At 68.5% G+C, this 13,234-nt stretch carries 14 protein-coding genes; 10 read left to right on the top strand and 4 right to left on the bottom strand.

Going from position 1 to position 13,234, the window contains the following annotated elements; all coding sequences use genetic code 11:
- Window positions 1-522, bottom strand: coding sequence for a cytochrome b (locus tag GBG68_RS02050; RefSeq protein WP_264372156.1), 522 nt, complete (start codon window positions 520-522; stop codon window positions 1-3).
- Between the two features lie 428 nt (window positions 523-950).
- Here GBG68_RS02050 and GBG68_RS02055 point away from each other — a divergent pair, with 428 nt between their 5' ends.
- The 3 genes from GBG68_RS02055 to msrB are packed head-to-tail and all read left to right on the top strand — an operon-like array spanning window position 951 to window position 2,726.
- Window positions 951-1,664: a Crp/Fnr family transcriptional regulator gene (locus tag GBG68_RS02055; RefSeq protein ID WP_152144604.1), complete on the top strand. Its 714-nt coding sequence runs from the start codon at window positions 951-953 to the stop codon at window positions 1,662-1,664.
- Between the two features lie 13 nt (window positions 1,665-1,677).
- A complete protein-coding gene (locus GBG68_RS02060) occupies window positions 1,678-2,151 on the top strand; it encodes a DUF2269 family protein (RefSeq protein ID WP_226801547.1) in 474 nt (157 codons plus the stop codon).
- Between the two features lie 17 nt (window positions 2,152-2,168).
- Window positions 2,169-2,726, top strand: coding sequence for a peptide-methionine (R)-S-oxide reductase MsrB (gene msrB, locus GBG68_RS02065; protein WP_152144606.1), 558 nt, complete (start codon window positions 2,169-2,171; stop codon window positions 2,724-2,726).
- 34 nt (window positions 2,727-2,760) lie between these two features.
- Here msrB and GBG68_RS02070 read toward each other — a convergent pair whose 3' ends face one another.
- Both GBG68_RS02070 and GBG68_RS02075 read right to left on the bottom strand, forming a co-directional pair.
- Window positions 2,761-3,114: a DUF6164 family protein gene (locus tag GBG68_RS02070; RefSeq protein ID WP_152144608.1), complete on the bottom strand. Its 354-nt coding sequence runs from the start codon at window positions 3,112-3,114 to the stop codon at window positions 2,761-2,763.
- Window positions 3,115-3,133: 19 nt separating this feature from the next.
- Window positions 3,134-3,535 (bottom strand): hypothetical protein, encoded by a 402-nt coding sequence (locus tag GBG68_RS02075; RefSeq protein WP_152144610.1) that lies wholly within the window; start codon window positions 3,533-3,535, stop codon window positions 3,134-3,136.
- A 263-nt stretch (window positions 3,536-3,798) separates the two neighbouring features.
- Between GBG68_RS02075 and GBG68_RS02080 the strand changes: the two genes are divergently transcribed.
- The 7 genes from GBG68_RS02080 (at window position 3,799) to GBG68_RS02110 (ending at window position 12,501) form a co-directional block, all read left to right on the top strand.
- A complete protein-coding gene (locus tag GBG68_RS02080; RefSeq protein ID WP_152144612.1) occupies window positions 3,799-5,940 on the top strand; it encodes an ATP-binding protein in 2,142 nt (713 codons plus the stop codon).
- Window positions 5,930-6,571: a response regulator gene (locus GBG68_RS02085; protein WP_226801549.1), complete on the top strand. Its 642-nt coding sequence runs from the start codon at window positions 5,930-5,932 to the stop codon at window positions 6,569-6,571. The genes GBG68_RS02080 and GBG68_RS02085 overlap by 11 nt, the downstream gene beginning before the upstream one ends.
- 142 nt (window positions 6,572-6,713) lie before the next feature.
- A complete protein-coding gene (locus GBG68_RS02090; RefSeq protein ID WP_152144614.1) occupies window positions 6,714-7,019 on the top strand; it encodes a hypothetical protein in 306 nt (101 codons plus the stop codon).
- A gap of 67 nt (window positions 7,020-7,086) precedes the next feature.
- Window positions 7,087-8,934 carry a RiPP maturation radical SAM C-methyltransferase gene (locus GBG68_RS02095; protein ID WP_193222181.1) on the top strand — a complete coding sequence of 616 codons (1,848 nt, stop codon included), beginning with the start codon at window positions 7,087-7,089 and terminating at the stop codon, window positions 8,932-8,934.
- Window positions 8,931-9,158, top strand: coding sequence for a hypothetical protein (locus GBG68_RS02100; protein ID WP_152144618.1), 228 nt, complete (start codon window positions 8,931-8,933; stop codon window positions 9,156-9,158). The genes GBG68_RS02095 and GBG68_RS02100 overlap by 4 nt, the downstream gene beginning before the upstream one ends.
- Complete coding sequence (locus tag GBG68_RS02105) at window positions 9,155-10,840, top strand: ABC transporter ATP-binding protein (protein WP_152144620.1); 1,686 nt, start codon at window positions 9,155-9,157, stop codon at window positions 10,838-10,840. Before GBG68_RS02100 ends, GBG68_RS02105 begins: the two co-directional genes overlap by 4 nt.
- Window positions 10,837-12,501, top strand: coding sequence for a YcaO-like family protein (locus GBG68_RS02110; RefSeq protein WP_152144623.1), 1,665 nt, complete (start codon window positions 10,837-10,839; stop codon window positions 12,499-12,501). The genes GBG68_RS02105 and GBG68_RS02110 overlap by 4 nt, the downstream gene beginning before the upstream one ends.
- 7 nt (window positions 12,502-12,508) lie before the next feature.
- On the opposite strand, the gene GBG68_RS02115 is transcribed toward GBG68_RS02110, so the two are convergent.
- Window positions 12,509-13,096, bottom strand: coding sequence for a 2OG-Fe(II) oxygenase (locus tag GBG68_RS02115; RefSeq protein WP_193222182.1), 588 nt, complete (start codon window positions 13,094-13,096; stop codon window positions 12,509-12,511).
- Between the last annotated feature and the right edge of the window lie 138 nt (window positions 13,097-13,234).

Consider the following 13,234-nt stretch of genomic DNA (forward strand, 5'->3'; position numbering starts at 1 on the left):
CTAGTCTCCTTTCGGCTTGCCGATCATCTTGAGAAGGGTGTCGTCACGATCGATGAAGTGATGTTTCAGCGCCGCCGCCGCATGCAGCAGCACCAGCCAGGCGCCGCCGAAACCGAGCAAGTAGTGAATGGTGCCGGCGATCTCCTCGCGGCCCGACGCCGCAGGGAGCAGGGCGGGGATCTCGAACAGGCCGAAGACCTCCACGCCCCGGCCGTCGGCGGTGCTGAGCAGATAGCCGCTCACCGGCAGCCCCAGCATGGCGGCGTACAGCAGCCAGTGAGTGAAGCGTGCCGCCAGCGCCTGCCAGCGGGGCATGCTCGCCACCGCCGCGGGGCGGGTGTCGTACAGCGCCCAGCCCAGGCGAACCAGGATCAGCAGCAGGGCCAGTATGCCCAGGCTGCGATGCAGGTTCGGCACCACGCGGTAGAGCGGGTCGTAATAGTCCATCTCGGTGGTCCACCAGCCCAGCGCGAACAACACCACCAGCAGCAGGGCGATGCTCCAATGCAGTAGTCGGGCCATCAGGCCGAATCGCTCTTGTGTGTTGCGCCACATGGTCCGCGGCCCTCCCGTTAATGAACCGCCTCCCACCATACGCAGGAATTTTCATGAAACAATCTGTTTAAAAAGAAACATATTGTTGCCTTATCGTGAACGATTGGCGCGCTATGCTTGCGTACAGGGACTTGCTCTGGGTCAAGAGCTCGTCCTTTGTTGCCGTCATACTGGCAGGGGAGAGCTTGATCAAATTGCTTGGGCTTTCGCGGCCAAGGCCGCTCCCACGGGGAGGCCGCGGCAAGCCATGGGATACCCCTCCCCTGTGGGAGCGGCCTTGGCCGCGAAAGAAGCCGACCACCAGCCCCAGCCCGGCTTGCCGCCCTTGCCGAGAGCCGCCTGGCGGACAAAAAAGCCCAAGGGCATCGATGGATTGTGGATAGGAACCCGCGCCCATGAACGCGACAGCCGATGAAACCCGCGCCGTGGCCGAGCAGCTGCGCCGCACACCGCCGTTCACGCGTCTGGCCGACAGTACGCTGGGGGCGCTGGGACGCAGTGCCCAGACCCTGCATCTGCGCCCGGGGCAGTTTCTGGCCCAGGCCGGCGAGACGCCCCGGGGCGTGGCCATACTCACCGCCGGCACCCTGAAGCTCGCCTTCCCCTCGGCCACCGGCCAGGAGAAGGTGCTGGAGCTGTTGCTGCCCGGGCGCAGCTTCGGTCAGGCGGAGCTGTTCGCCAATCAGCCCTTCCCCTACTACGTGGAGGCGCTGGAACCGTCCAATCTCATCCTCATTCCCGCCGCCGCGGTGCAGCAATGGGTACAGGAGGATGGCGAATTCGCCCGTGCCATGCTCACCTGCCTGGGGCGCCAGTTCCATGCCCTGGCCCGCGATGTGGAGTCCCTGGCCGGCCACAGCGCCCTGGTACGGGTGCTGCGGTTTCTGGTCAACCGGGTCGCGGAAGTGGCCGAAGGCGAGGCCACGGTGTCGCTGCTGGCGCGCAAGGGGGTACTCGCCTCCCGCCTGGGCCTGACGCCGGAGACGCTCTCGCGGACCCTGCGCGAGCTGCAGGAGCGAGGTCTGCTGGGTGTGCGGGGGGATCATTTGACGGTGCATGATGTGGCGGCCCTGCGAGCGCTGCTGGAGCAGCAACTATGGGGCGGTTGAAGGAGGTGCCTGTTTGGAATCGTTGGCTTCGGCATTGAAGCTGCTGCATCTGCTCGCCGCCGTGGTGATGTTCGGTGCCGGCTTGACCACGGCCTTCTTCATGCTGCAGGCCGACCGGGCGGGCGATGCGGCCCATATGGCGGCCACCGCCCGCGCGGTGGTGCGGGCCGAGCGCCTGTTGATCGTCCCCGCCGTGCTGCTCCTGCTGCTCAGCGGCATGAGCCTGGCCGAGCTGCGGGGCTTGCCCCGGGATACCCCCTGGTTGGTGGCCAGCGTGGTGGTCTTCAGCCTGGTGGGGCTGATCTGGCTGCCGGTGATGTGGCTGCAGGGGCGTGCGGCGCGCCTGGCCGAAGCCTGTGCGGCGCAGGGCCAGCCCTTGCCGGCGCGCTTTCGACGCTACATGATCTGGTGGTATCGGTTGCGTTGGCCGGAGAGCCTGGGCGCGCTGCTGATATTCGCGCTGATGGTGTTTCAGCCCCAGTGGTAGGGCCGGAGGTGTTCCTGATGCGACGCAGAACCTTTTTGAGTGCGACGGGCGGTTTCTTGCTGGCGGCGGCGCCCCTGTTGCGCGCGCTGGCCACCGCCGAGGAGCGAGTGATGAACCGTACCGTGGAAGAGATGCAGCGCAACTGGCGGGCGTTCCTCCCCGAGGGCGCCGAGGTGCCCGGCCCGGGGGATCGCCTGGAGCTGAGCGAGGCGCAGTGGAAGGAGCGGCTGGATTCCATGGCCTACAAGGTGCTGCGCAAGGAGGGCACCGAGCGGGCGGGTACCAGCCCGCTCAATGATGAGCACCGGGCGGGCGTCTTCGTCTGCGCCGGCTGCGGCCTGCCCCTGTTCACCTCCGAGATGAAGTTCGAAAGCGGCACCGGCTGGCCCAGTTTCTTCAGCTACATTCCCGGCACGCTGGAGATGAAGCAGGATCGCAAGCTGTTCATGGTGCGCACCGAGTACCACTGCATCCGTTGCGGCGGCCACCAGGGCCATGTCTTCGACGACGGCCCGCCGCCCACCGGCAAGCGCTATTGCAACAACGGCGTGGCTCTCAGCTTCCTGCCGCGATAACGGCGTGCCTGCTGTACCGCGGTAGGAGTCGCTCTTACGGGCCCAAGCTCAAGAACGGCTTGATCGAGAAATACAGCACCACCAGGATCGCACCGACAATGGCCACGGTGCGCACGGGGTGCCGCAGCGGGCCCTCCAGCTCGCCGCTCTCCCGGGCGCGCTGGTATTCCTCCCTTGCCCGCTGCTGCCGCTCCTGCTGGTATTCATCCATCAACTGCCGGGCCCGGGGGTAATCCTCCGGCTCCCGCAGCCACAGGCCACCCATGGAAATGCCCCAGCGGCTTGCCGGGGTGCGGTAGACATCGAAGCCCCGCCGTTCCAGCATCTCCTGGACTTCCGCGATCTCGTCCTCGGGCACGTGGCGCAGGTTCATCAGCAATTTGGGCATGATCCGTCCTCGGGTGCTTTCATCCGCCGCCGCCCAGATCTCGCCAGTGCTTCTCCAGCGCCTGCTCCAGCAGGTCCCGGTGGCGCACGAACAGGGGCAGCCAAAGGGGCGGGCGACCGACACGGTACAGCAGCACGAAGGGCAGACCCATCGCCGTGCGTCGACGCAGGCCGCGGATCTCCGCCCAGGGCAGCCAGGGGCCGCGGAAAAGCCGCAGTCCCCGCTCGGAGCGCTCCACCACCGCGAAGTACCACAACAGCGCCGCGCTCAGCAGGGCGGGCGTGAGTATCGGTGCCAGCAGCGCCGCATCCAGGCTGCGGGGCAGAGTGTTGTAGAGCACCGGCGTCCAGACCACCGCCAGCAGCAGTAGCAGGGCGCCGGGGGCGACGGCATGGCGTTGGGGGCGGGTGGATGCGCGCAAGCGGGTTTCTCCGTGTCGCTGGCCGGGAAGTGTAGCGAAGGGCCGGGCGCCATGAAAACCGGCACGCCCTGCCCCTTCAGCGCTCGGCTGACGGGGCTCCCTTTGGGGGGTCGACGGGGCGGGTAGCGCTGTGCATGCTGATAGCTCCATCCGGGGGGTAGAGGAAAGCCATGTCCATTGTCGATAGCCAGGCCCCGACAGGCGGCGCGCCGGCCGTTGGAGGGGCCGCGGATGTTGCCGCCTGGTTGCCGCGCGTGGCACCCATGAGCCTGATCGCCGCCGGCAGTGCCTTGGCGCTGGCGCTGGTGGTATTGGCGGTGCTGTTGGCCGTGCGCCAGCCCTGGCTGGGTCTCCAGCTGCGGATGGAGGGGCCGGGCTTGCGGGTAACGGCGGTGGCTCAGAGCGGCCCCGCGGCTCAGCAGCTGGTGCCCGGTGATTTGATCGTCGCGCTGGAAGATCCCGCCTTGGGCCGGCTGCATGCGGCGGGTTTCGAGCCGGCGCTGGAGCCCCACGTGCTGGCGAGCTACCAAGCCTATGACGCGCGGCTACAGCGGGAGGGTGAGTTCTGGGCTTATTTGCAGCAGCCGCACTTCACGGCGCTGCTGGACAATGGCTCGGCGCTAAGTCTCGCCCCCCGAGCCGAGACCCCCGTGCGCGCACTGCCGGCCCCCTTCTGGCTGTTTCACCTGTTCGGGATGGTCGCCTGGCTGACGGGGCTGGGGGTTTGGGCCTTCCGCCGAGGGCAACCGGCCACCCGTCTGTTTCTGCTCTCCGGGCTGGGTTTTTTCCTCGCCACCTGGAGCAATTCCCTGTACCTGTCGCGGGAATTGGCCATTGACCCGGCGCTGCTCGCCGCCCTGGGCCAGTTCAATCACGGCGCTCTTTATTTGATGCTGGGCAGTCTGCTGGGCCTGCTGCTGTATTTTCCCCGGCGATTGGTGCGTCGCGCACCAGCCTATATTCTGTGCGTGCTCGGTCTGGTGCTGGTGCTCAACGATCACCAGCGCTGGTGGGGTTGGCCGCTGCACGATTTCTATTTCCCCATTCTGTTGATGTACTTCGCCGGTGTGCTGGCGGCGAGTTGGCAGTGGCGCGCCGCGCGAGGCCGGCCGCTGGATCGTGCGGCGCTGCGCTGGATGTTCTTGTCGGTGTTCATTTCCACGGGCATGAGCCTGATGGTCTATTTCGTGCCGGCGATGCTTCAGCGGCAGTTGCTGATATCCCAAACCGCCATGGTGGGTTTTGCGGTGACGCTCTACCTGGGGCTTGCCTTGGGCATTCTGCGCTATCGCCTGTTTGATCTGGAGCGCTGGTGGTTCGGTGCCTGGCTGTGGTTCTTCGGTGGACTGGCGGTGTTGCTGGTGGACGCGGCCGTAGTGTTTGTGTTCGGCATACAACCGGTAGCGGCGCTGGGCGTTTCGGTGATCGCCGTGGGCTGGGTCTATTTCCCGGTGCGGCAATGGTTTTGGAGTACCTTTGCGGCCAGCGGGCAGGAACAGCTGGAGGATCATCTGCCGACGCTGGTGGGTGGTTTGCTGGCGGCGAACGGATCGGCGGACATGGCGCATCGGTGGTGCCGTGTCTTGAAGAATATTTTCCATCCCCTGGACGTGCGCTGGGTGGCTGCCCCGTCGGCGCCGTGCCTGGTGGAGCAGGGGGCCCGCATGCAGGTCCCGGTGCCCGGGAGCGATCAGGGCCTGGAACTGGTATACAGCCAGCGCGGCGCGCGCCTGTTCGGTCGTCGCGATCTGGATATGGTGCGGGCCATGCTCACGGTCACGGAACAGGCGGAAAAGGCCCGCACAGCCCGGGAGGCGGGCGCCAGGGAGGAGCGTCGCCGTATCATGCGCGATTTGCACGATGATGTGGGTGCGCGACTGCTGAGTCTGGTGCTCGGCGCGCCTGACGAGAAACAGGCCGACCGTGCTCGGGCCGCGCTGCGGGCGCTGCGCGAGAGCATCTTCGCCCTGGATGACGAGGTGCGGGTGGAGCTGCTGGACTGCCTGGACCAGTGGCAGCTGGAGGTGGAGCAGCGCTTGCACAGCGTGCCCACGGTGCTGGAATGGCACTGCGAGGGGGTGCCGGGCGTATCGCTTTGCGCGCGTCAGGCGATAAACCTCAAGCGCATCATCCACGAGGCGGTAAGCAATGCCCTGCACCATGCGCACCCGAGCCGTCTGGTGATCACCGCCACCGCCGACCAGCACAGTCTCAGGCTGCGCGTGAACAATGACGGCGCCGAGCGGCGCCCGGCCGGCCAGTTGCCCGGGCGAGGCCTGCACAATATGCGTACTCGCGCGATGGAGCTTGGTGGGAGCCTGCACGCCGAGGCCCAGGGCGACGGCTATCAGGTGCGTTTGAGCATGCCCCTGGGGCAGACAAGGGAGCAGGACGATGATGCGTAACGCATTGGTGCTGGAGGACCACGATGAGCCGCGAGCGTGGCTCATGGCACTGCTGGAGGATGCCTTTCCCGGTATCGAAGTAACCCCTGCCGCCACCCTGGGTCAGGCGCGTCAGCGGCTGACCCAGGCGCGCTTTGACCTGGCCATCATCGATATCAGCCTGCCCGACGGCAGCGGCATCAGCCTGGTGGAGGAGTTGGCGCGGGAGCGGCCCGATACCTACACGGTGGTGGCGACCATCTTCGATGACGATCGCCATCTGTTCTCGGCGTTGCAGAGCGGTGCCCAGGGCTATGTGCTGAAGGACCAGCCCCGTGAGCAGTTGCTGCGCCAGCTGCGGGACATTACCCAGGGCCAGCCGCCCTTGTCCGCCGGTATCGCACGCCGTGTGCTGCGGCATTTTCAGCGCCGGCAGTTGGAGGCCAGCCCCGATCTCACCGGGCGCGAGGCTGAGGTACTCAATCTGCTCGCCCGCGGCTTCAATCGGAGCGATATCGCCAAGGCTCTGGGCATTACGTCCAATACCGCCGCCGGTTACATCAAGAATATCTACCGCAAGCTGGATGTTTCCGGACGTGCCGAGGCTACTCTGGAAGCCGTGCGTCGCGGCCTGGTGGACCCGGCGCGCTGACCGTGCGCGGAAGTGGAGGCGCGGCGCGAGCCCCCCTGTTTGGGGGCGGGCCGCGGCGAATGGCGTTTGTTATCGTCACCTCGCTAGTCCGCCGTAGTCGCCGCGGACCTCATCGCAGCAACAATGCAAAGGGAGTGTCGCCATGATTGACAAAAACGCTATGGACGTACGCCAGGAGAGCGCCGAACACACCAGCACCGTGGAATGCGGCAACGGGCTGGCCGCCAACGGCGGGCCCATCCCCATTCCCTGTGGCGGCACGGCCTATGTCGACTGGGATCGGCCGTCCCGGGAGATCATGAAAACCATGGTGGAGAACCCGGAATTCTACATGCGCGGCCTCTCGCCCCGTGATCGCAAGCGCATGGAGGGGGACCTCATGGACATGGCCAAGCAGCTGGGCATGGAAGGCCGGATGAAGGAGCGCATGCACAAAATGCGGCGCTGATGACCTCCCCTTGCGGCGGCCGGCGTGCGAGACGCCGTCGGCCGCCGTTTTTTATTGCGAGACTGTGTTGATCAGCGAACAGCGCCCCGAACCTCGGCTCACCCTGGTGGTGCCGCCCTTCTTCTCCCTGGATTACCCCTGCCTGCAAAGCGGCATGCTGCGCAGTGCCGCCCGTGACGCAGGCTGGGCAGTCCACGATCGTTACTTGAATCAGGCGTTCGCCGACCTCGCCGGTCGAGACGCAGCCTGGCGCCTGGCCCTGCAGTCCCGGGTGGTGGAGCTGGGGGAGTACGTGGGTGCCGCGCCGCTGCGCGAGGCGGCGGGTGTCGCGCACTCGGACAGTTGGATGCGCGACCGGCTGGGCGAGCAGCTGCAGCTTACGGAGCAGGAAAGTCGGGAAATGCTGGCGCTGGGGGCGCGGCTGGGTCCGTTTCTCCAAGCCGTGGCGGCGGAGGAATGCTGGCGCGAGACGGACCTGTGCCTGATCGCCTGTCAGCATCAGCAGCTGGCTGCGGGCCTCTCGCTGGCGCGGGCTCTGCGAGCGCGCTGGCCGGACCTTCCCCTTTATCTGCACGGCGAGCAGGTGGCCAGCCAGGCTCAGGCTCAAGCGGCGCTGGCCGCCGAGCCCGCTCTGAGCGGTGTGATCTGGCGTGATGCGCCCACCGTGGTGCGGCACGGCCTGCAGGCCCTGCGCGAGGGGCGCGCCTTGCCCGGCGTCGTGGGCCGTGGCGCCGGACCCGTCCAGCCCCTGCCCGGCGAGCGGGTCATGCCGCGCCCGGACTACGATGGTTTCTTTCCTCGTTTCCGGCCCACCGGGCGACCCCCGGTGCTTCCGTACCGTTTGAGTTGGGGGTGCTGGTGGGCGCAGCGCGCCGCGCATTGCAGCTTCTGCGGGCTGGTGGGTGAGGAGCGGGTGTTCGTCGCGCGCGCCGTGGAGATTGCGGTGCGGGACGTGCTGAGTCTGTGTGAGCGCTACGAAACGCTCAGCGTGGTCACCGCCGATCTGCTGCCCGAGTACGCCGATGTGGAAGCCTTGCTGCGGGCGGCGGCGGAGCGCGACCTGGATCTGGAGTTCTTCTTCGAGGTGCGGCCCGACCTGAGCCGGGCGCGGCTGCGCCGGCTGGCGGACTACGGCGGCATCAGCCTGCTGGCGGGCATAGAGACCCTGGACAGCCGCGCCCTGCGGGGCATGGGCAAGGGCACCGACCGGCTGCGGGTGGTGGCGTTTCTCAAGCACTGCGCGGAGTTCGGCCTGCCACTGACCTGGACCTGGTTGCTGGGTTTCCCCGAGGAGGGGCCCGAGAGCTACCTGGCGCTGGCCGAGCTGATTCCCCGGCTGTGTCACCTGCCGCCGCCCCATGGCATGGCCCAGGCTCGGGTGGAGCGTTCCAGCCCCTGGTTCCAGCGGCCCCAGGACTTCGGGCTGGTGCTGGACGGCCCCGACGAGACCTTGCGCCGCGCCTATCCCTTCGAGGAGTCGCTGGTCGCCGGTTTGGCCAGTCGCTTCCGGCACCGGTTTACGGACGGTCGCGACGTGCTGGAGCAGGCCCGGCCGTTGATCGCCGCGGTGGAATCCTGGCGCCGGGCCTGGCGGCCGGGGGGACTGACGTATCAGCGCGGCCCGGGCCACGTGCTGATCCGGGATCGCCGCGCCCAGTCGCGGGAGATCGTGCTGCGGGGCTGGCGTGCCCGGGCCTACGAGCTCTTGCTGGAGCCGCGCACGCCGGCTCGGGTGCTGCGTGAGCTGGCTGACAGCGAGCCGGCGGTGAGCGCCGCCGAACTTGACGGTTTTCTCGCCGAGCTGGAGCGTCTGGGGCTGGTGCTGGGCGAGGCAGGGCGCTGGCTCGCCCTGGCGGTTCGCGCCCCCCGGGGGGCGGACCGCACCCGGACCTTTCTGCCCCTGGAGGAGCGATGAGCGAGCAAGGCAGGGACGAAACCGCCCGGGAGCGCGAGCGTGTGCTGGGGGTGCGGCTGTGTCTGCCCGAGGAAGCCGCGCGCTGGCAGGCGCGCCCCAGCGATCAGGCGGTGGCCCTGAGCCCAGGGCTGAAAGTCGCCCTCGCGCTCGCGCTGTGCCTGGCGCCCGGGGCAATCGCCGCGGTGTTGTTCGGCCGCCGCCTGCTGGCGTGGCTGCTGCCATGAGCGGTATCGGTCTGGACGCGGCGGACCGCTCCCAGCCGACGCCGCTCAGCCTGTCGGCGGCCTACCGGCTGGCCTTTCGCTTCGCCGTCGGGCGCAAGGGGGCCATTGCCGCGCTGGCCCTGCTGGGCCTGGCCGGGTCCAGCCTGGTCTACGCCGATGCGCTGGTGATCGCCGCCCTGGTGGATAACCTCACCGTGCAGGGGCCGCTGAGCAACCATGTGATTCTGGTGGCCGTCCTGCTGGGCGTATTCCTGCTGCAGCGCTTCTTCTCGCTGGTGGAGACCGCCTTTTCCTTCTACCTGCAGACGGCGCTGGAACTGGACATGCGCAACCGCTTTTTCCGCGCCGCGCTGGCGAGCGCCGCCCAGTCGCGGGACAGCGACCGGGGCGCGGGGCGTGCCGCGCATGTGGAGCGCGCCGCCCTGGGCGGGCTGCAGGAGCATGTCACCGATCAGTTGAGCCTGCTGCTGCGCAATCTGGCCCTGTTGCTGGTCGCGCTGGCCTTGGTGGTCCAGTTCTCGCTGGCCTTGACGGCGGTATTTCTGGGGCTGGCGGCGCTGTGGCTGTTTATTTCCTGCGTGTTCTTCCCCCGACTGCAGCGGCATCTGGCGCATATGCACAGCACCGCCGGTTCCAGTCAGAACCTGTTCATCGATGCCTTGAGTGCCGGGCCCTTGCTGCGGCGCCTGGGGGCCGAGGGGCGGGTGGCATCCCGCTATCAGCGGCGCCAGCTTCGTGAGGCCGCGGTGGCCGGGCGTTTCCAGCGCTTCACCATCATACAGCGCGGGGTAAGCGCCTCGCCGCTGGTGCTGTTGTTCTTCGCCACCTACGCCTACGGCGGCAGCCTGGTGCTGGAGCAGAGCTTGAGCGTGGGCGAATTGCTCGCTTTCAGCATGATCGCCAGCCGAGCCATGGAGCCGCTCAACGGGGTGGTGGATTATTTGTTCAGCCTGGCGCGGTTGAAGGTCAATGCCGCCCGTGTGGCGGCATTTCGGCCCTTCGATGAATTCAGCGACTCGGCCCCTGGCGTACCGCCGACATCGCCGCCGGGGGCGGCGTTGAGCGCGGGGGGCCTGACGATCGCCCGGGATGCTCGGGTGCTGTTGCAGGGTCTGGATCTGCGGCTGGGGCCCGGCGAGTTGCTGTTGATCAAGGGGGGCAGCGGCATTGGCAAATCCACTCTCGCATCGGTGCTCGTCGGTGAGCAGAGGCCGTCGGAGGGGGTGTTGAGTCTGGCCGAGGGCAGCCGCCGGCCGGCGCTGGTGGATGCGGCGCCGCGTTTCATCGAAGGCAGCCTGCGAGACAATCTGCTGCTGGCCGTGGCGCGTCCGCCCACGCCGGCACAGTTGCAGGCGGTGTTGGCCGAGGCGCAGCTGGATCAGGTGTTGGCGGACGGGGATCTGGAGAAGATCGTGGAGCCGGATGGCACCCCCTGGTCCCATGGCCAGGCACAACGCCTGGCGCTGGCGCGGGCCCTGCTGGGTGCGCCGGCCGTGCTGATCCTGGATGAGGCCCTGTCGGGGGTGGAGCCGGACGTCGAACGCGCCATCGTCGACGGTTTGCGTGCCACGCGCCCGGAATTGGCGATGGTGGTCATGAGTCATCGTGACAGCCTGGACGATCGGGCCGATCGGGTGATGCATCTGGAGCGGTATCGGCCCGATGCCGGCGCGCTGCCATGAGACTGGCCCTGCGGCCGGGGCTGCATTTCATCGCCGCGGGCCGCGATGCCTTGCTGACCCTGGACCTGGCGGGCGAGCGGCTGCTGCGAGGCGCGCCCTATGGGGCGCTGCTGGCCGCCTGGCGCGATGGCATGACGCTGGAGGCGCTCCAGCAGGCCTTGCCGCGACCCGTGAATTTCGCCCTCCTGGTCGGCGCGTTGCGCCAGCTGGAGCAGGCGGGTGCCCTGCATCTGAGCGAGCACGGCGACAGGCCCGCCTCGGAGGTCGACGTTGCCGGGCGGGCAACGCTGCGTGCGCTGGGCCAGGGGCGCTGGATCCTCGGCGTGCGGGAGAGCCTGGCGCGGCGCGTGCCGGTGCCCGACGGCGAGAGCCTGTTGCTGCTGGATGATCCGCGTCGCAGCGGCGCCGTCGCTTGCCTGGAGCGCCTTCTTGGCGAGGCGCCGCCGGTGCGGGTCGTGGTGCTGGGCACGCCCTGGGCCCTGGTGGCGCCGCGGAACGATGTGCCGGGGCTGAAGCGGCTGGCCGCCGCGCTTTGGGAGCAGGCGCCGCTCAGCTACGCCCGGCAGGGGCACGGGCAGGGGCTTTCCGTGCTGCCGGCGGTGGCGCTGCGCGAGCTGCCGCCGGGGCTCACGGCAAGGCTGGCGGATCCGCCGGAGCGCTGGTGGCGTTGTGATGCCCGGGGCGGCGCGGCCCTGTGGCCCCGAGCAGCGGACTCCGAGCCGGCGCCGTGCAGCCGGGGCGTGCTGTGGGTGCCCGGCGTGGATCCGCGCGGCCGGTCGGCGGGTCTGGACCTGGCCACCCCGCTGCGAGCCTTCGAGCCGGTCGCTGATGAACGGCTCGAGGCGCTGGCAACCCCGCTTGTCGGTATCGCTCGGGATCTACGTCTGTATCGGGATGCGCAGGGGCTGTGTCACGCCGCCGCGCATCCCGCCTTGCCCTTTGCGGCGCTGCAGGCAGCCGCTGCCCGAGGGCTGACGGTTCCCGGTTGTGCCGGCACGGGAGCGAGCATGGCGGCTGCCCGCCGGGTGTGCCTGGCGGAGGTGGCGGAGCGGCGCAGCCTTGCCTGGCACGGTGACGAAGCGCGCCTGCTGCCCGCGCGGCGCTTCCCGGGCGGCGAGCACGACGCCGTGGAGGGGGCACCCTATTTGCTGGGACATCCGCGCACGATAGGCCGCGCGGACACCAGTGGTTGCGCCGTGGCCGGTACATTCAGCACGGCGGTGCTGTCAGGGCTGCTGGAGGCGGTGGAGCGGGAGGCACTGGCGCGCTGGCGTGAGGGCGGCGAGCCGCCGCTGGGTTGGCTGGAATCCGGAGCCTGTCTGCGGCTGGCCGCGCCGGCGGGCTTGGCCGTGGTGGTGGCGCTGAGCGGCTTGGGCAGCGAGGCGGTATTCCTGGGTGCCGCCTGCCGGGCCGATGCGCGGGCGGCACAAGAGCGCGCCAGGGCGGAGCTGGCGCAGCAGCGGCTGTACGGTGTGCGCGAAGAGCGCCTGGGGCCCCTGCCGGGCCGGTGCGTACAGGCTTCACCGCCGCCGGCGCCGCCCAATCTTGCGCAGCTGCTGGCCGCGCTGAGCGATGAGGGCTATGAAATTCGGGTGTTCAATTTCACTCGCGTCGCCTTGGGCATCCCCTGCGCACGGGTGGAGCTTCTGCGCCGGGTTTGAACGAGCCTCACCGGAAGGGCGGACCGCAGATGAAACCCACCAGCGTACGGCGCTCGCCTCGCGTCACCGGGAGCACCCGGTGGTAGATGAAGGAGGGGAACACGACCAGCGTGCCGGGCTGGCGTAGCTCGGGCACCCGTCGGCGTCGCTCGAGGCTCTCCGGGTGGCCGTACTCCAGCTCGAAATCGCCCCCCTCATAGTCCGCACCCTCGTTGAGGCTGATGATGAAGGACAGCTTGCGCTGCAGGCCGGCATTCGTCGGCTCCGTGCCCGGCAGCAGCTGGTCCGCGTGCCAGCCGTGATGGCCACTTGGGCCATATACGCCGTATTGCAGCTGCTCCATGCACGTCAGGGAGAAATTCCAGCCCATCCCCCGGTTGATCGTATCGATGAGGGGTTTGAGCAGCGCGGTGAGCCAGTCCAGCTGCAGGTAGCAAACCTGGGCGTCGCGTTCGCCCCTGTGCACGCCGGTTTCACCGGCCATATAGGCGTGGGCGGCTTGCAGCGTCGCCCTGGAGGCCGCCTGCTCGATGCGGGAGAGCAGCGCCTGGTCGAACTGGCCCGGCAGGGTGCGGATGGGTTCTCTAAGTATCATGGCCGGTGCTTGCTGTATGTCGCCATACAGCCTAACGCGCCCGCTTGCCGTCGAGGACCCTCGATTTGGGGGGTTGGCGGCCCAAGGCGAGACTGGCAGCCTTGTCATCCCCCCAAGCCCAGAGCCGAGCCAGCCCAA

Origin of the sequence: Alkalilimnicola sp. S0819, assembly GCF_009295635.1 — a bacterium.
GTDB lineage: Bacteria > Pseudomonadota > Gammaproteobacteria > Nitrococcales > WHIW01 > S0819.